The following is a 17,442-nucleotide window of genomic DNA, read 5'->3' as shown; positions in this document are numbered from 1 at the left end:
CTCCCATGAAACATTTCCTGCCGGAGTTTCTTGGAACCTTCGTTCTCGTCTTCGCGGGAACCGGGGCGATCATCGTGGATCATGTCTCCGGCGGGCAGATCAGCCATCTGGGCGTCGGATTGGTGTTCGGCCTCGTTGTCTTTGCGATGATCCAGACGTTCGGCGGAGACGGCGGGGCGCACTTCAACCCTGCGGTCACCCTGGGCCTCGCGGCCGCCGGACGGTTCCCCTGGGCGCACTGCGCGCCGTGCATCACAGCCCAGCTTTGCGGGGCGCTCGCCGCGAGCGGCGTCCTGCGCAGGTTGTTTCCGGAATCCCCCACCCTTGGAGAGACCATTCCCTCCGGGGGAATTGCCGGCGCATTTGTGCTGGAAACCATCATCACCACCATCCTGATGCTCGTCATTCTCCGGGTGTCGGGAGGATCAAAGGAGAAAGGCATCACCGCAGGATTGGCCATCGGGGCCACCGTCGCCCTGGCCGCCGTGTTCGCAGGTCCCGTTACGGGAGCGTCCATGAATCCCGCCCGTTCCCTGGCCCCAGCGATGATCGGTGGCCGGACGCTCCACCTGTGGATCTACCCTGTTTCCTCGGTGGCCGGTGCATTTCTGGCCATTCCACTGTGCCTCGCCCTCCGGCGGAACGATCCCGATCCCGGCAACGCCCCCACATCCGCTCCACCATGACAAAGCCATTCACCATCCTCGTCCTCTGCACCGGAAACTCCTGCCGTTCCCACATGGCGGAGGGAATCCTCCGTGCCTCGCTCGGCAAGACCCACCGCATCGAAAGCGCGGGATCGAAGCCGGCGGGCTACGTCCATCCGCTCGCCATCCGTGCGCTGGGCGAGATCGGGATCGACATCAGCACCCACCGCTCGAAGCACCTGGACGAATTCCTCCACGATGACATTACAACGGTGATCACCGTCTGTGGAAATGCCGACCAGGCATGTCCCATGTTTCCAGGTCAGGTGAACCGTCATCATTTCCCCTTTGATGATCCCGCCCACGCCCAAGGGACGGAAGAGGAGCAGATGGCTGTTTTCCGCCGTGTCAGGGATGAGATCCGTGCGGTGTTCGGCGCCTATGCCGCCGGACTGACGGACAGCACCCGCTGAAAGGCGGACGACTGCATGCCATGACCGTGGCTCCTACCGCCGCGACCGTGTCATTCCGCCCCGGACAATCCGTCCCGGGATGTGCCAATGCTTCCCGATCCGGGCGTGGGAGAGGCGTGCGCAATCAGATCCATTACTTTCATTTCCAATGAATTGAGAGCAACGGACCATCCTTGCACACATCCTGCAATACCTCTGGCAACGAATTCACCAACACATGAACTTCCTGCACAGACCTACATCCGATCTCTCCTGGTTCAGCGAACTCGACCGCTTCTTCAATCCCGGCCGGGCACTCGCCAGCCACACCACCTTTCCGGAGGCGATCCATGAAAGCCCGGAGGCCTGGATCCTCCGTCTGGATCTCCCCGGCTTCACCAAGGAGAACGTCAACCTGAAGGTGGACAACCAGACCCTTTCCCTGGCTGCGGAAACCGCACCGGAAAACCCGTTCTCCCGTAAGGTGGACCGCCAGTGGAAGCTCGGCACCCGGATCGACACCGCGAATATCAAAGCCACGCTGGATCAGGGCGTCCTCGAAATCACGCTTCCGAAAACCGAAGCGCCCGAGCCCCGCCAGATCAACATCCTCTGAGCCTCTTCCGACCAACAACCTCATCACCGAGAACCATCATGAGCACACCTACCACCCAAACGTCTGGAGCGACGGACCGCGTCGTCCGGCAACCCGAATTCACCACCCGCGAAGATGAAACCGGAGCGCACCTGCTGGTCGCCCTGCCGGGCGTCCGCAAGGAGGATCTGAAGCTCACCGTGAACCAGTCCGTCCTCCGGATCGAAGCCACGCGATCCAGCAACATCGCGGAAGACTGGAAGACGCACTCCGGTCCGGCGAAGGATGTCACCTACACACTCAACGTGCGTCTCACGGCCAAGCTCGACGGCACCAATGCCAAAGCCTCGCTCACAGACGGGGTCCTCACCCTGGACATCCCCATCCGGGAGGATGCGAGGCCGCGCGAGATTTACGTGAACTGATACTTTCCGGGGGATGGTCATCATGGAGAGAGGGCGGGAGCTTCGGCTTCCGCCCTCTCGAATTTCCGCAAGGTGATGGGCATGCCGGACATGCAGCAGGGCATCCGGGCCATGGCCACCACAGCCCCCGTGGCATAGGACATGGGATACATGAAAAATCCCATCTCAGCGCTGCTTTTCCTTCTTTCCGTTCCATGCACCGCCGGCGCCGCGACACTGGCCACCTATGCCTTTGCCAATGGTCCGGCAACCCCACCGTCCACGCTGGGTGTCACTGCGGGCGTCATTGCCTATGGCCCGGGGCTGGGAACACCGCAGACCAGCGCGGCGACCTTCGGAACATCCGGCGCGAATGCCTTGGGCTTGTTCACGAACGCGACCACCCCGACCACGGTGCCCGCCGCAGTCAGCGCCAATTCCTTCTTCACTTTCACCCTCACTCCGGATCCCGGGACCTCCGTGGCGTTCACCGGACTGTCACTATGGGCGAACTACTCCGGCGATGACCGGTCGGCCAACGAACTCGCCCTCCAGATCGACTCCGGCAGTGGATTCCAGACCATCGGAACCGTCGTCATGAATGTCACCGGTGCCGCGTCACCCGGAAAGTTCTACAACATCCCCATTTCCGGACTGGATCCGGTGGAAGGGCCCGCCACTTTCCGCGTCGTGATGTATGACAGTGCCGGAGTCACCTGGAGTTCCTTCACCCGTATGGACGACATCGCCGTTTCCGGCACCATCATACCGGAGCCGTCCTCATGCCTGATTGCTTGCGCGGCGTCCTGCCTCCCCCTCCTCCGTAGGAACCGTCGAAGCCGCCGCTGAGGCAGGTATTTCCCCGGCACGCTCCTTTGACGGTCAGACGGCACGCTCGTCACCACGGACCAGCCGCGCGACAATGGCCGCCGCAATGAGATGCAGGCACCCCATGACCAGGAACACCGGCACGAAGCCCAGGGTGCCGACCGAGTTCCCGATCAACGCGTTGCTGACAAGGCCACCGAACGCGCCGAAGGAGCCCGATATCCCCAGCACACTGGCCACCGTATTGCGCGGAAAGACATCCGCCACCAGCGTGGTCAGATTGAAGAGCCAGATCTGGCAAACCACGGCCACGGCGCAGAACGCCACAACGGCGACCCATAGATGGGACGTCAGGGGAATCGCCACCGCCAGCGGGGCGAGCAACGCGGCCATCATCAGCACACGCTTTCTCGCCCGCCATGGCGCCACCCCCTTCGAGACCATCCGGTCGGATGCGACTCCGCTTCCCACGCCTCCGAGGTCAGCACAAAGAAAGGGCACCCAGCCGATGAGACCTGCCTGGATCAATGTCAGGTTCAGGTTTTCCTGAAGGTAGCCGGGCATCCAGAACAGGCAGAAGTACCAGACCTGGTCACTCACCATCCGCGCCAGGACGATGCCGCGCAGATTGCGGTTCTTCAGCAGCTCACTCCACGGCACCTTCACCGACTCCTTCGCCTCATCCCGCGGGATGTACTCGGCCGACGGCTGCCGGTAGATCCACCACCAGCCAGCCGCCCACAGAATGCCAATGATGCCCGGCACCACAAAAGTCGCCCGCCATCCCCAATGATGGGCCATGAAGGCGATCATCGGCATGGCGACCACCGCCGCCGTCGCGGATCCCGCCTGGTAGAAGCTCGACGCGAATCCCCGCAGCTTTGCGGGGAACCAGGTCGCGGCCACCCGCAGGGCGGCTGGATAGTTCCCCGGCTCCGCCGCGCCGAGCACCACCCGGCAGAGCGTGAGCTGTCCGAGCGTCTGCGACAGTCCGGTGAACACATTTGCCAACGACCAAACTCCGACAAAGGTGGTCATCGAAATCCGGCTCCCCACCTTGTCCACGAACCGTCCGCCCAGCGTGTAGGCGAACATGTAGGTGATGAGGAAAGCCATCACAATGTGGGAGTACCCCCTGTCATCCAGATCGAACTCCGCCTTGATCACCGGTTTCAGCACGGAGAGCGTCTGCCGGTCGAAGTAGTTGAGGAAGGTCGAGATGAACAACATCATCAGGATCACCCAACGCCATTTCAGATCCCTCCGGACGATGGGGGAAATGGTGGTGGTTGACGGTGTTCCGGACATGGATGGAGTGGATCAGGAATTCTTTTCGAACGGATTGTGGTGGCTCGCCTGCGCTCCGGAGCCCATCGCGCGTTCCAGCCGCAGGCCCTCATTCTTCGCGGAGGGGGTGTCCGCTTCCAGAAGATATTGTCCCTGTTCCAGCAACAGCCGTCTCACCTCGGAGACATCCACTCCACGGGACTTGATGCCATCCCGCACAGCCAGCGCCGCCGCCGTCCCCGCCCCCTGGCCGATGCCCATGGCGGTTGCCATCACCCGGATGGAGCCGAAGGCATTGTGCGTCGCGGAAATGCAGCGCCCCGCCACCAGCAGGTTGTCCACCCCCTGCGGCAGCAGGCTGCGGTAAGGGATCTCATAGACCGACTTTCCGGAGCCGGTGAAGATCTGCTGCTTTCCATCCGGAGGATGGATGTCGATGGCGAAGGTCCCGCACGCGATCCCGTCCCCAAACGCCCGGCTGCCCAGCACGTCCTCCTCCACCATGGTGTAGTCCCCCACGATGCGGCGCGTCTCACGCACCCCCACCTGCACCCCGGAATCCACGATGTAGGAATTTTCGAAGCCGCCGACGTGCTTCCGCAGGAACTGGTGGATCTGCCACGCCTGCCTGCGGGTGATGATCTCCGCCCGCGTCAGGTCCTCCACCCGCGTACCGTCGATCCCCTGCAACCTGGTGCAGTTCACGGCGATCTGGCCTTCCTTCGGCAACTGGTACATGAGGATCCGCGGCGCGGCATCCGCCGGGAACTCGCCCGCCGCCACCGCCTTCTTCACGAGGTCCGTCAGACCCAGGAAAGCCAGCGTGCCGCTGGAGTCGATCTGCTCATCGCTGGGGGCGTCCTTCAGCTCGCCACGGTTCGCTTTCATCCACCTACGGAGATTGCCGTAGTCCACCCCGCCGATGCGGTAGAAGAGGGTGACGGGCTGCATCGCGCCGTCGCTCTCACGCCCCTTCACGAATGGCGCGCCGATCCTCGCCACCACATCCGCATCCGCGGAGCAGTCGATGACGAACTTCGGCCGGATGGCCTGCCTGCCGGACTTGTTCTCCACGATGACATGGCTCACCCGTCCATCGACCGCCACCGCGTCCGCGAAGACACTGTGCAACAGCAACTCCACCCCCGCACCTTCCGTCATGTCGAAAAGGAGCAGCTTCATCCCTTCGGGATCGAACGGGGTCATCGACGCGTTGTCGAAGGTGAGGTCCGTGACATGGCCCGGCGACGCGGTGATCTCCACCAGACGGTCCACCACCTCTCCTGCGATGCCCCGGATGACCTGCTCCCCGTGGATGTCATGGAAGGTGAACATCGGGTTCACCATGGCCGCGGTCAGGTTCCCGCCCAGGAAGCCGTAGCGCTCCACCAGCAGCACCTTCGCGCCGTTCCGCGCCGCGGCCACCGCCGCACCGATCCCCGCCGGCCCCGCGCCGATGACCAGCACGTCCGGCTCATGGGTCACCGGCACCTGCCGCGCCGGTTCCTCCACATAGGCTCCCCGCTTCCCGGCGTCCGCTTCCTTATCCGGGACTGAAGTCCCCGTTCCTTGATGATCCATTTCTTTGTTCTGTTAGATTCTGGTTCTCACTTCACTTTTTCGCAGGAGAGCAGCACCACGCTCCGCGCGGCGCATGACCACGAGGACACCGGCTCCGTGATCTCCTTCTCCACCGGCATCACGCGCTCCGGCGTGGCGAAATCATTCACGGCCTTCGCATCGGCGTGGCCCATGGTCCATGAGCGCTTCACCCTATATCCCGGAGGCAGTTTCAGCGCGACCTCCGCCGCATCCGCGCGGTGGCGATTGATGAGGCTGACGACCAGCGTGCCATCCTCCCGCAGGGCCGCGGCGGTATCGAGGAGGGGTGCCTCCTTCCGGTCGTAGTTTTTCGGGAAGTTCTTGTGCGACATGCCTCCCGTCTTCGGAGGCGGAGTGGTCACCACCGGGCTTTCGACCTTCACTTCCAGTGCGCTGCCGTTCATCCATTCCGAATATTGGCGGAACACATGGTAGAGCGGTGTTTTCACCACACCGTCCGCGTTCACCAGCATCGGCGCATGGCCGTTGATGAGGAAGACGTAGTTCGCCATCGCCACCCGCGGGCTGTGCCGCACCATCACGTTCAGGGTTCCGGCCACGAACATCATGTCCTCCACGTTGCGCGGATCCCTCCGCCGGAGGTTCTTCTTGAAGTCGCCCTTCCCCGTCGCGAAGTGCCGGATGTTCCATTCATCCATGGAAATCCGCACGTCGTTCTTCAGGCCGGTCTCCGCCTTGTGTTCGTCGATGGTCTTCAGCATCCGGCGGATGGCGAAGTCGAAGTATTCCGCGGTGAAGACGACCGCCTCATACTCGTCCGGCTGGTCGTTCACGGAACTGCCGTAGGCGTGGAGCGTCAGGTAGTCGATCTTGTCCCCCGCCTGCTTCAGCACCTCGCGGTCCCACTTCGGATCGGAGCCGGCGTTCGATCCCACGGCGAGGATCCTGATGGAAGGATCCTGCTTGCGCATGGCAGTGGCCCACTCCGCCAGCATCTTCGAGTAGGTCACCGCATCCGTGTGGCCGGTTTCCCATGGCCCCCACGTTTCATTGCCGATGCCCCAGTAGGGCACGTTGTAGGGAGCGGCGTGGCCGTTGGCCGCACGGCGTTTCCCCTGCTCCGATGTCGCGGGACCATTGCAGTATTCCAACCAGCGCAGCGCCTCATCCAGCGTGCCGGAGCCGAGGTTCACATTCACATACGGCGTGGTCCCCACCTGGGCGGACCATTGCAGGAACTCATCCGTGCCGAACTGGTGCGATTCGTTTCCGCCCCAGTGCTTGTTCGGCAGCACCGGACGCTTGTCCCGCGGCCCGATGCCGTTCTCCCAATGATAGACATCCGCGAAGCAACCACCCGGCCAACGCACGACCGGCACCTTCAGCTCCCGCACCGCCGCCATCACGTCCTTCCGCAGCCCCATCGCATCGGACTTCGGCGAGGTGTTGTCCCATATCGACGGGTAGATGCACTCGTCCGCCTCCTCCACATGCTCCAGGTATTGCCCATAGATGTCCGGCTCGATCTTTCCCGTCACCCGCGCCGTGTCGATCTCCACCGAGGCCTGGTAACCCTGCGCGAAACACACCTGGCCCAGCGCCGCCAGCATGCCCATCATGGATGAAAATTTCGTTCTCATTGCTGGATGGGACCATGCACAGCTCCGCAGATTCCTGCCATGGCCCTGTTGCACGGGTACATGTCCCGGATGCCCATTGGGAAAATGGCAGGCGGTGGCAACGGCCGCGCCGAAGGGTTGACTCACTACGGAGCGGTTGGATCAGGGTTCATCGATAGCCTGCGCGCCGAAAGCCACGGCGGACCGGGGCCGGTCCAGCCCTACCGGGTTTCAGAGCGGCTGTGCCGCCTTGGGAAATACCCGCCTCTCCTCTCTTCATCCGTGACCATCCGCATCCATCCGTGGTTCAAAATCAGACTTTGCAGCGGAGCAAGCAGCCGGGACACAAAAAAGGAGTCCGCTATGGACTCCGTGATTGCCGCTTGCTCTGGAACCAACATCAGTTGTTGGGAGCGATCGGAAAAGTAGCCTCACTAGGATTCGAACCTAGGCGAACGGAATCAAAATCCGGTGTGCTACCGTTACACTATGAGGCTTTTCCGAGGCCTTTCGGCCTCGCGGCGGGCAGAAATTATGCTGCGACTGACGGGTTTGGCAACAGGGAAATTCAACCGATTCAATCTTTTCCTCGTAGAGCTCCAGCCTACCGCCAAAGGCCCGTTGGCACTCACGGGTTTCGGACCCGTGGTCCTCATCCGGGCATTGCTTCCTCTCCTTAATGTCAACACCCCAGTCTCGCGAGCAGGGCTGGGGTGTTGGCGGAGAGAGTGGGATTGATTCGCTTCGCAAATCCAAGCGGAGTGGCTTCGCTCTCTTTGAAGGTTCGCTAACTCTCACGGGGCTTTCGAACCCGGGTTCGCACTTGGGAACTCGTCCCGCCCTATAACGCCAACACCCCAGTCCCGCGAGGGGGACTGGGGTGTTGGCGGAGAGGGTGGGATTCGAACCCACGTTAGGTTTCCCTAAGCCGGTTTTCAAGACCGGAGCCATAAACCACTCGACCACCTCTCCTCTGGGTCGCGGCGGGCCGCTGTGGCGAAGTAGGTGCTGGAGAAGCTTCGCAAAGTCAAGTGAGAAGCGACCGCCAAGGCCGCTGGGAATCCCGCTTCAGCGCGAACAACCCAGAACGAATAACGAGCCTCCCCCCTTTTGGATCGGGCGAATCGATTCCACACGTTCCAAAGATCCATTTGATCCAGTCCGTCGGGAATTTTCCCCTCGGTTTCAGAGAAAATGCAGGCACAGCACGATTCTGAACCACAGCAAAGACACAGCGCCGGGCCAGTTTCAACTTCCAGCGGAAAAGTCACTTTCCCGGAACCGGAACACGACATGAACTTGATTGCCATATCACATCCGCTTATGACACCCGCAGCTTGGTGAAAGCGTCCCGGAGAAAGGGTAGGAGCGACACCTCGATACTCATTTCCGGCAGTCATGCCATCAACATGCAGCTCATGAATTCCGAACGTATCCGTGCATCGAGATTTTTCCGCAAACTCGCGTCAACAGCCAGCCAACTGTGGACCGGAGTCCTGATCTGCGGATCGTTGGCCGGCATTGCCGCCGCGCAGCCGGTGAACGATCACTTCGCGAACCGGACGCTTATTCCATCACTTCCGGCTACGGTTACCGGAAACACCACTGGATCCACCCTGGAAGCCGGTGATCCCATGACAGGCCGCTCCATTTGGTGGAAGTTCACACCCCAGGCGAGCGGCTCCCACTACATCTCCGCCTACCCCGCCTACTCGAATTACTACAGGCTGCATCTCTATACCGGCAATTCGCTCGGCACCCTTGTAAAAAAGGAAGGCCAATTGATCGCCAGCGCCCCCACCTATACCTGGCTGGAAAAGTTCGAGCTGACCGCCGGTGTGGAATATAGCATCCTGGTGGGTTCCACGATTGATTGGGATGTCGGTCCCGTTACGTTGAAGGTGAACCGGAATTCACCTCCGGCCGTATCAATCACCCATCCAACCGCAGGCAAGCCGGCTTACCACGGCACAGCGCTTGAGCTGCGTGTGGATGCCAGCGATCCGGATGGGAACGTCGCGCGCGTCGATTACTACCTGGGCCACCATTACCTTGAAGGGAGCAGCCAACCCGTCGCCTCATCCACGGTGGCTCCATTCAGCGCGACGATGACCGTGCCTCCGGCCGGAACGTATCAGGAAAATGTCTTCGCGGTCGCCACTGACAACCAGGAGGCGAAGACCGTCTCGGCCTCCGTCTCATTCCTCATCACCGAATACGTCGCCCCCCCGGCAAACGACCACTTTGCGGATAGAATCCTGATCCCTGTCCTCCCGGCGACCGTTTCCGGAAATAGCGGCGGATCCACATACGAGGACGGAGAGCCCATTGCGGGACGTTCCATCTGGTGGAAGTTCATACCGCAAGCCAGCGGCCCCCACTACATCTCAGCCTATCCGAATGGTTCGACCAACAACCGGTTCAATCTCTACACGGGAAATTCGCTCGGTGCGCTGGTGAAACAGACCGGCCAGTTGGTCAATGGCTCTCCCGCGGGTACCCTGATGGAAAGGTTCGAGCTGAGCGCCGGAATCGAATACAGTATCCGGATTGGTTCCCAGGGATCTCTCAGCGACGATCCGGTCACCCTGACGGTCACCCCTAATTCGCCTCCGTCCATCTCGATCACCAATCCCGTGGGCAGCTTGCCCTACTACGTCGGCACGAACCTCGAGCTGCGTGTGAACGCAAGCGATCCGGATGGGAACGTCGTGCGGGTCGATTACTACTACGATTCCTACGACGCCGGAGGCACCAGCCTCCCCATTGCAACATCCACCGTTCCGCCGTTCACCTCCACGGTCACCCTGCCACCGGCTGCCAACCATTACCAACGCATCCTCGCGGTGGCCACGGACAACAATGGGGCGAAAACCGTCTCGGCTCCCGTTCTGTTCCTGATTACCTACTACACACCGAACGATTTTTTCGCAAACCGGAAAGTCATCACCGGAAACAGGGTTTTCGAACTGGGTGACAATCAGTATTCCACAACGGAAGCCGGGGAAACAGGAGGCGGCAGCAAGTCGATCTGGTGGTCGTGGACCGCTCCCGTTTCAGGAACCTTCGTCATCTCCAGCCGGGGATGGCCCGCGGGATTCATGCCGAGAGTCGATGTCTATACCGGTTCATCACTCGACACACTGACCCATGTCGGATCCGGCACCGCCAGCAACCTCAGCACGACCTACACCGCGCAGATATCCCTGGACGCCACCGCAGGCCAGACCTACGCGATCCGCGTGGCCACCGTTGGGGGCATTGGAGGTGAAGCAGGCCTGTCGATCCTGCCACTTTCTCCCCCGGGAACACCTCCGCAGCTCGAGATACTTCCGTTCTCCGACAATGGGAAAATCGAGTTCATGGTCCTGACCAACAGCGCGGTTTCAACCGAACTGCAACGGTCGCCCGACCTGAAGACCTGGACGCCTTTCACCAGCACCACTTATCCTCCGAACGGATACTTCAAGGAGATCTATCCACGTCCTTCCGAATCATCCTACTTCTACCGGATCGTGGAAAAAGTTCCTCCCCCATAGGGTAGTCCGCGTTCCGTTGGAGGGAAGTGAAAAGCAATGCACGCACGCACGATGCGCCGGCAGTCGGCCACCCCTACCTCACTCCAACCCTGAACGGAACCACCGGCAGCCCGCTGCGGTTGGAGAGGTTGCACAGCGGGTTGTTCGCCCAGGAGACAAGGCAAAGGCAGAGGAGGCTCCGGAAAAGCACACGCATGGAATCCACCCGATACCGCCGCCGTGCGATCCTTTTCTCCATCCGCTCCCGTCACGATGCTTTCTCCCCGCCCTCCTGTTACAAATCCGCTGAACAGTTAACCTCAACCCACCCGGCATGGCACTTCCCATGGGCGGGCGCAGGTGTCTATGCTGCGCGAAACCCATGCGTGCCTCCTCGTTCCTTCCCCTCCTGCCGCTTTTCTCCGCGATGGCCATGGCCGCGGTGCCCGCCGCTCCGCTCGGCTTCGCGATGACGGACAACTCCGCAAACAGCGTCACCCTCACCTGGTATCGCCCGCTGGTGGCGGATGCGACGGGCCACACGCTCTACGTGAGCGACAAGAAGGACGGCACCTTTACCAAGGTGCCCGGGGCACAGTTCGCGGAGCGGGCGGTGAAGATCGGCAAGCTGCCGCAGGGAACGACGTTTTACTTCAAGCTCACCGCCACCAATGCGGATGGCGAAAGCCCACCCACTCCCCCCACCCAGGCGTTCACGATCACGCCGTCTCCCGGCGCGCCGTTTCCGGTGAAGATCGCCAAAAACATGTGCCTCACACTGGGGTCCGCCATCGTCAGCACGACGAAGCCGGTGCTGGGCAAGCTGGAGGACCTGGTGGACGGCTCCGACGCGACGAGCTGCGGCTTCAAGGAGAAGGAACCCGTTGATGTCCGCATCAAGCTCGATCCGAAGATCCCCATCGCGGACGCGGAGTATCTGATGCTGAACTTCCGCACGGACTCCACCGGCCAAGGCTACGCCTATAACATCAACTGGCGGGCATTGAAGACCTACACCATCATCGAAAGCCATGACTCCACCGATGGCATCAACGGCACATGGACGGAGATCGCGTCCGGGGAGAACAAGTATCTGGACGGCGTGATCGCCTTCCCGAACCACAAGCCGAAGTGGATCGGCGTGAGGAACTCCAGCAACTTTCAGCTCTGCAGGCTGGATGTGTTCCGCGCCGCGCCGAAGGGCTTCCACAATGACTCGTGGCTTTTCGCCGGGGACAGCCTGGTGGTGCAGGACATGGTGGGCGGTTCCCCGGAGCGCCACAGTGTCTGGTTCTCCGATCTGGTGCGGAAGCAACACCCCGACCGCTATCCCATGGTCATCAACTCCTCCCAGGGCGGAGAGATGATGGGCAACACCTACGGGCGGATGAAGAACTTCCTGCCGCTGCTGAAGGCACCGGAAGGCGCGACCGTCCCCGTTGGCACCCTCCTCTGCTACGAGCCAGGCTTCAACGACGTCGGTGTCGGTGGTGGACTGTGGATGGGGGAGAAGTTCATCAAGATGCTCACGGAGGCGCAGGATCTCTGCACCGCGAATGGCATGTTCCTGGTGCCGGTCCGCATCGAGTTCTCCACCGGCTACCTGAACCTGGAGACGCTGGAACCCGTGAAATACAACGTCTTCTACAACACGCTGCCGGTGAACCTGGCCGGGGTGGATGTGTTCTGCCGGACAAAGGCACCGTATGCACTGGATCCCGCCACCCAGCTCCCCTACGCGGACTACTGGAGCTACACGCGGAAAAACCATGCCACCGCGCTGGCGAAGGATGGCGTCCACCACACGAAGGAAGGCTCCGACGGCATCAACCGCCTGTGGGCGGAAGTCGCGGACAAGATGATCTATTCGAAGCAGCGGTGATGGGATAAAGTGCCGCCGTGCCTTCCGCTCCGCTCCCGCGCAACATCCCGCTCTTCATCGCGTTCCGCGTGTTCTTCAACGCGCGGTGGTACTACCCGGTGCTGGCGATCCTGTTCCTGGACCTGGGGTTGAGCGTGGGCCAATACGCGATGCTCAACGTCGCGTGGGCGGCGGCCATCGTGGGGCTGGAGGTGCCATCCGGCGCGCTGGCCGACTACCTGGGGCGGCGGCGGATGGTCGTCATCGCCGCCATCCTGATGGTGGTGGAGATGGCGGTGTTCGCCTTCGCGCCACGGGGCAACCCCACCCTGCTGTTCGGGCTGTTCCTGGTCAACCGGCTGCTCAGTGGCGCGGCGGAGGCCAGTGCCAGCGGCGCGGATGAGGCGCTGGCCTACGACACGCTCGCGGCGGAGGGACGGGAAAAGGAATGGCCGCAGGTGCTGGCGCGGGTGATGCGCTGGCAGTCGGTCGCCTTCTTCATCACCCTGATGGCGGGCGCGGCGATCTATGACGAGGGCTTCATGCAGCGGCTGCTCCATGCCACCGGCCTGCCATGGACCATCACCAAGAACACCGCCATGCGGCTGCCGCTGCTGTTCACGCTGGGAAATGCCGTCCTCGCGCTGGCTGTCGCGCTTTCCATGCGGGAACCGGCGGCGACCTCCCACGATGGAGGCACGCAAGCCAGCCCGTGGAAAGCCACCCTCGCCGCCGGGCGGTGGATCTGGCTGACGCCCGCCGCCTTCGCCATCATCCTCACGGGCCTGTGCTTTGACAGCATCGTCCGCCTGTTCCTGACCTTTGAGGCGGGGTATTTCCGCATCATCGGCCTGCCGACGGCGGCCTTCGGCATCACTGCGGCGGCACTTTCCCTGCTGGGTTTCGTCGTCCCGGCCATCGCCAAACGGATGGTGGAGCGGGGCAGCATGGCACGGAACTTCGGCATCCTCGCCGTGGTGGTCTTCATCGGCCTGGTGGGGTCCGCCTTTGTCACGCCGTGGTATGGTCTCATCTGGCTGGTGCCGCTGGGCATGGCCATGTCGTTCATCCAGTTCTTCGTCTCCCACTACCTGAACGAACTGGTGACGGACTCCCGGCGCCGGGCGACGATCCTGAGCTTCCGCGGACTGGCGTTCAACCTGGGCTACGGAGCGGTGGGGCTGATGTTCGCCGGACTGACAAAAGGAATCAGCCAGGTCTCTGGTGCCGGAACGTCCGCGGACGAGGTGTTTGCGAAGTCCCTCGGCTGGCTGCCGTGGTATTTCATCGCCACGCTGGTGCTGCTGGCGGTGGTCGTCCGTTTGAAGAAAACCAAACCGGCATCATCGGAAAGGACCTTTCAGTAGCTCCAATGGAGATAAAGGATCTCGTTAGATCCGTCATCGGGGAATGCAACCATCCTGAATCGTCGGCCGACGCGATAATTGATCCAATCCGCGTCATAGATCGAGATGTTGGTCGGCCAAATTACTTTCATACTCCGGAACTTTCCCTGGAGGCTCGCAGGCAGTTCGGTTTTGGAAGTCGTCGATTCATAAGAGTGACGCTTGAGGAAATCGCGGACGTCCGCCGGATCGCACCGGTAGCGTGCCCAATAAATGCTGCCCGAACCCCTGACGCCATGGTGTGCCTCGATGATCTCTCCCGGCCCCACAAATGAACGCAATTCTTTGGCACGGTCTGGTGTAGCCAACGCGGCGATTCCCCATGCAGTCAATATAACCGCGGAGATTGACACAATAGGTTTCAGGAATCGTCGCATTTCCAAATGTGTTCCAGGAAGTTCATTCACGAGCTTACTCGTAGCAAGGAGCGGAATGTGAAATCGACGTGAAGCCGCTTCTTCTCATTCCTACCAGCCGGGTCTTTGACAAAAAGCTGCTGTTGCCTACCATTCTGCCATGAAAATCGCCATCGGCTCCGATCATGCGGGCTACACCTACAAGCAGGAAATCATCGTCCACCTGCGCAAGGCCGGGCATGAGGTGACGGACTTCGGTACGGACTCCACGGCATCCGTGGACTACCCGAAATTCATCCGCCCGGTGGCGGAGGCGGTGGCCGCCGGGGAGTATGAGCGGGGAATCGTCCTCGGTGGCTCTGGCAACGGCGAGGCCATCGCGGCGAACCGGGTGAAGGGTGTGCGCTGCGGCCTGTGCTGGAACCTGGAGTCCGCCAGGCTCACCCGCCTGCACAATGACGCCAACGTGCTGTCGATCGGCGAGCGGATGATGGACTCCAACACCGCGCTGGCCGTCGTCGATGTGTTCCTGACCACCGCCTTCGAGGGTGGCCGCCACCTTTCCCGCATCCGCCAACTGGATGAGTGACCATCTCCACGCCACCGAAAGGTTCCTTCACGAGCAGATCCCGCTTACCCGCGCGATGGGTGTCCGGGTCGCACGGTTCGATGAAGAGGGACTGGTGCTCACCGCACCGCTGGAGCCGAACCACAACCATCTGGGCACGGCCTTCGGCGGCAGCCTCAGCGCCATCGCCACGCTCACAGGCTACGCGCTGCTGTGGCTGGAGCTGGGCGACCGGGACTCCCATATCGTGATCAAGGGCAGCTCCCTGAAATTCCGCCACCCGGTCCGTGGTGAAATCCGCGCCGTCTGCCCGAGGATCGATGCGGAGGCGCTGGCGGCCTTCCGCGGAAAGTTCGCCCGCACCGGGAAGGCCGGCATTTCCCTGCGTGTCGCCATCGTGGAGAACGGGGTGGAATGCGTGGAGTTCGAGGGACTTTTCGTTGCCCTGCGGTGATCCGGCATCCGGCCCTTGATTCTTTCCCGGCGGCTCCCCATTTTCCCGGCGTGATGCGTTTCGCGGTTCTTGGGAGTGGCAGTGGTGGGAATGCGACGGTGGTCGAGGCGGGCGGACTGCGCCTGCTGGTGGACGCCGGCCTGAGCGCGAAGCAACTGGTCACCCGCATGCGTGCGGTGGGCATCGACCCCGCGCAGCTCGATGGCGTCATGCTCACCCACGAGCACGGCGACCACGTGCGTGGCCTGAAGGTGCTGCTGAAGCAATTCAACCTTCCCGTGTTCACCACCCCCTCCACCGCCCGCGTGGTGAAGGAACAGGGCATCGAGGGCGGGACCTGGAAATACTTCGAGGCTGGACAGTCGTTCGAGCTGAAGGGCGTGATGATCGACACCTTCGCCATCCAGCATGATGCGGTGGATCCCGTGGGATTCGTCTTCGACCATGAATTGCGGAGGCTGGGCCTGGTATCAGACGCAGGGTTCGTCACCCGCAGCATGACGGAGCGCCTGCGCAACCTGCACGCGCTGTTCGTGGAGGCGAACTACGATGACGCCCTGCTGGAAGCGGATATGAAGCGCCCGTGGGCAACCAAGCAGCGCATCAGCTCCCGCCACGGCCACCTTTCCAACAAGCAGGTGGCGGACCTGCTGGTGGAGATCGCCCATCCCCTGCTGCTGCGGATCGTGCTGGGGCATCTCAGCTCGGACTGCAACAAGCCGGACGTCGCCATCCGCCATCTGCGTGCCTGTCTGGATGGACTGGGGCACACCAGCATCGAAGTCCACTGCGCTGCGCAGGAAACGCCGTCGGATTGGTTCTTGCTCCAGTAAGGAGGGTGGACATTGCGGCTGCGCCGCCATGTCCGCTGCGCTCCCATTCTTGTCCACCGGCGGCATTGGCGAATGATCAAAGATCTACCGCGACGGACTCGAAGGTTCCTAATGTCTCTTTCCCTTTGCGCTTACTTTGTGGACTTTGCGACTTTGCGGCAGGTCTTTCCTGATTGCTGTTGCAGCCGGAGGACAGGAATGGAAGCGCAGCGGACATAGCGGCGCAGCCGCAATGTCCTCCCTCCTTACTCCTTGCGATTTCTACCACCTCCCGCTACCACTCGACGGATGCGTCCCCTTGGTGTTCTCGTTCTGGTTCTCGGAGTTACCGGGGGGATTTTCTATTGGACTACCCGTGCTGCGGAGAAGCCGGCTCCTCCCCCACCCGCTCCGCAAGTCACGGAACAGCCGAAGCAGCCCGCTTATACGGAGGGGACCGCCTCCCCGGATGGAATCGGCAAGTTTTTCCACGGCCGTGAGATCTCCCAGGTCATGGGCCACCCGGGGATTGGCTGGCTGGAACGTGACGAACGGGAGCAGGAGGAAGCCCCCACGCGCGCCATCAAGGCGTTGGAGCTGCCGAAGGACGCGGTGATCGCGGACATCGGCGCGGGGTCCGGCTACTATGCGTTCCGCATTTCACCGCAGGTGCCGGACGGAAAAGTCATCGCCGTGGACATCCAGCCGGAGATGCTCACCTTTTTGAAGGATCGGGCGAAACAGCTCTCCATCACCAATGTGGAGCCTCACTTGGGGACCATCGATGACCTGAAACTGCCGGATGCCTCACTGGACGCCGCCTTGCTGGTGGATGCCTACCACGAATTTTCCCACCCGGCGGAGATGCTGGCCTCGATGCACCGCGCGCTGAAGCCCGGCGGCCGTGTGTTCCTGCTGGAGTTCCGCGCGGAGGATCCCCGCGTCCCCATCAAGCCGCTCCACAAGATGACCGAGGCCCAGGCACGGCTGGAGTTCGAGGCTGCGGGCTTCCGCTTCATCTCGAACCGCCGCCAGCTCCCGTGGCAGCATTTCATGGTGTTCGGGAAATGAC

18 protein-coding genes and 2 tRNA genes are annotated in these 17,442 nt (G+C 61.9%); 12 read left to right on the top strand and 8 right to left on the bottom strand.

Annotated elements, in window-relative coordinates:
• Positions 1-5 precede the first annotated feature (5 nt).
• From OVA24_RS11845 to OVA24_RS11830, 4 genes are all read left to right on the top strand, one after another.
• Entirely contained in the window at positions 6-686 is a 681-nt protein-coding gene (locus tag OVA24_RS11845; RefSeq protein ID WP_267670012.1) for an MIP/aquaporin family protein, read from the top strand.
• On the top strand, positions 683-1,120 hold the full coding sequence (locus OVA24_RS11840; RefSeq protein WP_267670011.1) for an arsenate reductase ArsC: 438 nt from the start codon (positions 683-685) through the stop codon (positions 1,118-1,120). The genes OVA24_RS11845 and OVA24_RS11840 overlap by 4 nt, the downstream gene beginning before the upstream one ends.
• A gap of 217 nt (positions 1,121-1,337) precedes the next feature.
• Positions 1,338-1,715 carry an Hsp20/alpha crystallin family protein gene (locus OVA24_RS11835; RefSeq protein ID WP_267670010.1) on the top strand — a complete coding sequence of 126 codons (378 nt, stop codon included), beginning with the start codon at positions 1,338-1,340 and terminating at the stop codon, positions 1,713-1,715.
• A 38-nt stretch (positions 1,716-1,753) separates the two neighbouring features.
• On the top strand, positions 1,754-2,119 hold the full coding sequence (locus OVA24_RS11830; protein ID WP_267670009.1) for an Hsp20/alpha crystallin family protein: 366 nt from the start codon (positions 1,754-1,756) through the stop codon (positions 2,117-2,119).
• A gap of 20 nt (positions 2,120-2,139) precedes the next feature.
• Here the strand turns inward: OVA24_RS11830 and OVA24_RS11825 are convergent, their stop codons facing one another.
• Positions 2,140-2,262 carry a hypothetical protein gene (locus tag OVA24_RS11825; protein WP_267670008.1) on the bottom strand — a complete coding sequence of 41 codons (123 nt, stop codon included), beginning with the start codon at positions 2,260-2,262 and terminating at the stop codon, positions 2,140-2,142.
• A 7-nt stretch (positions 2,263-2,269) separates the two neighbouring features.
• Here OVA24_RS11825 and OVA24_RS11820 point away from each other — a divergent pair, with 7 nt between their 5' ends.
• Complete coding sequence (locus tag OVA24_RS11820; protein ID WP_267670007.1) at positions 2,270-2,947, top strand: hypothetical protein; 678 nt, start codon at positions 2,270-2,272, stop codon at positions 2,945-2,947.
• A gap of 33 nt (positions 2,948-2,980) precedes the next feature.
• Here the strand turns inward: OVA24_RS11820 and OVA24_RS11815 are convergent, their stop codons facing one another.
• From OVA24_RS11815 to OVA24_RS11795, 5 genes are all read right to left on the bottom strand, one after another.
• Positions 2,981-4,234 (bottom strand): MFS transporter, encoded by a 1,254-nt coding sequence (locus OVA24_RS11815; protein ID WP_267670006.1) that lies wholly within the window; start codon positions 4,232-4,234, stop codon positions 2,981-2,983.
• 12 nt (positions 4,235-4,246) lie between these two features.
• Positions 4,247-5,794, bottom strand: coding sequence for an FAD-dependent oxidoreductase (locus OVA24_RS11810; protein ID WP_267670005.1), 1,548 nt, complete (start codon positions 5,792-5,794; stop codon positions 4,247-4,249).
• 26 nt (positions 5,795-5,820) lie between these two features.
• Positions 5,821-7,416 carry an alpha-L-arabinofuranosidase family protein gene (locus OVA24_RS11805; RefSeq protein ID WP_267670003.1) on the bottom strand — a complete coding sequence of 532 codons (1,596 nt, stop codon included), beginning with the start codon at positions 7,414-7,416 and terminating at the stop codon, positions 5,821-5,823.
• Positions 7,417-7,821: 405 nt separating this feature from the next.
• Positions 7,822-7,892 (bottom strand) — tRNA-Gln (locus OVA24_RS11800).
• A 387-nt stretch (positions 7,893-8,279) separates the two neighbouring features.
• Positions 8,280-8,367, bottom strand: a tRNA-Ser gene (locus tag OVA24_RS11795).
• Positions 8,368-9,029: 662 nt separating this feature from the next.
• On the opposite strand from OVA24_RS11795, the gene OVA24_RS11790 reads away from it, so the two are divergent.
• On the top strand, positions 9,030-10,934 hold the full coding sequence (locus OVA24_RS11790; RefSeq protein WP_267670002.1) for an Ig-like domain-containing protein: 1,905 nt from the start codon (positions 9,030-9,032) through the stop codon (positions 10,932-10,934).
• A 73-nt stretch (positions 10,935-11,007) separates the two neighbouring features.
• On the opposite strand, the gene OVA24_RS11785 is transcribed toward OVA24_RS11790, so the two are convergent.
• On the bottom strand, positions 11,008-11,130 hold the full coding sequence (locus tag OVA24_RS11785) for a hypothetical protein (RefSeq protein WP_267670001.1): 123 nt from the start codon (positions 11,128-11,130) through the stop codon (positions 11,008-11,010).
• A gap of 165 nt (positions 11,131-11,295) precedes the next feature.
• Between OVA24_RS11785 and OVA24_RS11780 the strand changes: the two genes are divergently transcribed.
• Entirely contained in the window at positions 11,296-12,795 is a 1,500-nt protein-coding gene (locus OVA24_RS11780) for a fibronectin type III domain-containing protein (RefSeq protein ID WP_267670000.1), read from the top strand.
• 17 nt (positions 12,796-12,812) lie between these two features.
• Positions 12,813-14,141, top strand: coding sequence for an MFS transporter (locus OVA24_RS11775; RefSeq protein WP_267669999.1), 1,329 nt, complete (start codon positions 12,813-12,815; stop codon positions 14,139-14,141).
• On the opposite strand, the gene OVA24_RS11770 is transcribed toward OVA24_RS11775, so the two are convergent.
• Positions 14,135-14,557 (bottom strand): hypothetical protein, encoded by a 423-nt coding sequence (locus OVA24_RS11770; protein ID WP_267669998.1) that lies wholly within the window; start codon positions 14,555-14,557, stop codon positions 14,135-14,137. The genes OVA24_RS11775 and OVA24_RS11770 overlap by 7 nt on opposite strands.
• Before the next feature lie 139 nt (positions 14,558-14,696).
• Here OVA24_RS11770 and rpiB point away from each other — a divergent pair, with 139 nt between their 5' ends.
• The 4 genes from rpiB (at position 14,697) to OVA24_RS11750 (ending at position 17,441) form a co-directional block, all read left to right on the top strand.
• Complete coding sequence (gene rpiB, locus OVA24_RS11765; protein WP_267669997.1) at positions 14,697-15,125, top strand: ribose 5-phosphate isomerase B; 429 nt, start codon at positions 14,697-14,699, stop codon at positions 15,123-15,125.
• The gene (locus tag OVA24_RS11760; RefSeq protein WP_267669995.1) at positions 15,118-15,558 is read left to right on the top strand and encodes a YiiD C-terminal domain-containing protein; all 441 of its coding nucleotides are present in this window, start codon (positions 15,118-15,120) and stop codon (positions 15,556-15,558) included. The genes rpiB and OVA24_RS11760 overlap by 8 nt, the downstream gene beginning before the upstream one ends.
• A 53-nt stretch (positions 15,559-15,611) precedes the next feature.
• Positions 15,612-16,391 (top strand): MBL fold metallo-hydrolase, encoded by a 780-nt coding sequence (locus OVA24_RS11755; protein WP_267669994.1) that lies wholly within the window; start codon positions 15,612-15,614, stop codon positions 16,389-16,391.
• A 288-nt stretch (positions 16,392-16,679) separates the two neighbouring features.
• Entirely contained in the window at positions 16,680-17,441 is a 762-nt protein-coding gene (locus OVA24_RS11750) for a class I SAM-dependent methyltransferase (protein WP_267669993.1), read from the top strand.
• Position 17,442 lies beyond the last annotated feature (1 nt).

It is taken from the genome of Luteolibacter sp. SL250, assembly GCF_026625605.1.
Taxonomy (GTDB): domain Bacteria; phylum Verrucomicrobiota; class Verrucomicrobiia; order Verrucomicrobiales; family Akkermansiaceae; genus Luteolibacter.
The sequence above is the reverse complement of the archived record's forward strand: the minus strand, read 5'-3'. Positions and strand labels throughout refer to the sequence as shown.

What these genes read in the sequence shown, in the direction of transcription:
- OVA24_RS11840 (WP_267670011.1), top strand. Translation starts at nt 683, where the DNA reads ATGACAAAGCCATTCACCATCCTCGTCCTCTGCACCGGAAACTCCTGC.
- OVA24_RS11790 (WP_267670002.1), top strand. Translation starts at nt 9,030, where the DNA reads ATGACAGGCCGCTCCATTTGGTGGAAGTTCACACCCCAGGCGAGCGGC.
- OVA24_RS11830 (WP_267670009.1), top strand. Translation starts at nt 1,754, where the DNA reads ATGAGCACACCTACCACCCAAACGTCTGGAGCGACGGACCGCGTCGTC.
- OVA24_RS11815 (WP_267670006.1), bottom strand. Translation starts at nt 4,234, where the DNA reads ATGTCCGGAACACCGTCAACCACCACCATTTCCCCCATCGTCCGGAGG.
- OVA24_RS11750 (WP_267669993.1), top strand. Translation starts at nt 16,680, where the DNA reads ATGCGTCCCCTTGGTGTTCTCGTTCTGGTTCTCGGAGTTACCGGGGGG.
- OVA24_RS11770 (WP_267669998.1), bottom strand. Translation starts at nt 14,557, where the DNA reads ATGCGACGATTCCTGAAACCTATTGTGTCAATCTCCGCGGTTATATTG.
- OVA24_RS11805 (WP_267670003.1), bottom strand. Translation starts at nt 7,416, where the DNA reads ATGAGAACGAAATTTTCATCCATGATGGGCATGCTGGCGGCGCTGGGC.
- OVA24_RS11785 (WP_267670001.1), bottom strand. Translation starts at nt 11,130, where the DNA reads ATGCGTGTGCTTTTCCGGAGCCTCCTCTGCCTTTGCCTTGTCTCCTGG.
- OVA24_RS11825 (WP_267670008.1), bottom strand. Translation starts at nt 2,262, where the DNA reads ATGTCCTATGCCACGGGGGCTGTGGTGGCCATGGCCCGGATGCCCTGC.
- OVA24_RS11780 (WP_267670000.1), top strand. Translation starts at nt 11,296, where the DNA reads ATGCGTGCCTCCTCGTTCCTTCCCCTCCTGCCGCTTTTCTCCGCGATG.
- OVA24_RS11760 (WP_267669995.1), top strand. Translation starts at nt 15,118, where the DNA reads ATGAGTGACCATCTCCACGCCACCGAAAGGTTCCTTCACGAGCAGATC.
- OVA24_RS11755 (WP_267669994.1), top strand. Translation starts at nt 15,612, where the DNA reads ATGCGTTTCGCGGTTCTTGGGAGTGGCAGTGGTGGGAATGCGACGGTG.
- OVA24_RS11810 (WP_267670005.1), bottom strand. Translation starts at nt 5,794, where the DNA reads ATGGATCATCAAGGAACGGGGACTTCAGTCCCGGATAAGGAAGCGGAC.
- OVA24_RS11835 (WP_267670010.1), top strand. Translation starts at nt 1,338, where the DNA reads ATGAACTTCCTGCACAGACCTACATCCGATCTCTCCTGGTTCAGCGAA.
- OVA24_RS11845 (WP_267670012.1), top strand. Translation starts at nt 6, where the DNA reads ATGAAACATTTCCTGCCGGAGTTTCTTGGAACCTTCGTTCTCGTCTTC.
- OVA24_RS11820 (WP_267670007.1), top strand. Translation starts at nt 2,270, where the DNA reads ATGAAAAATCCCATCTCAGCGCTGCTTTTCCTTCTTTCCGTTCCATGC.
- rpiB (WP_267669997.1), top strand. Translation starts at nt 14,697, where the DNA reads ATGAAAATCGCCATCGGCTCCGATCATGCGGGCTACACCTACAAGCAG.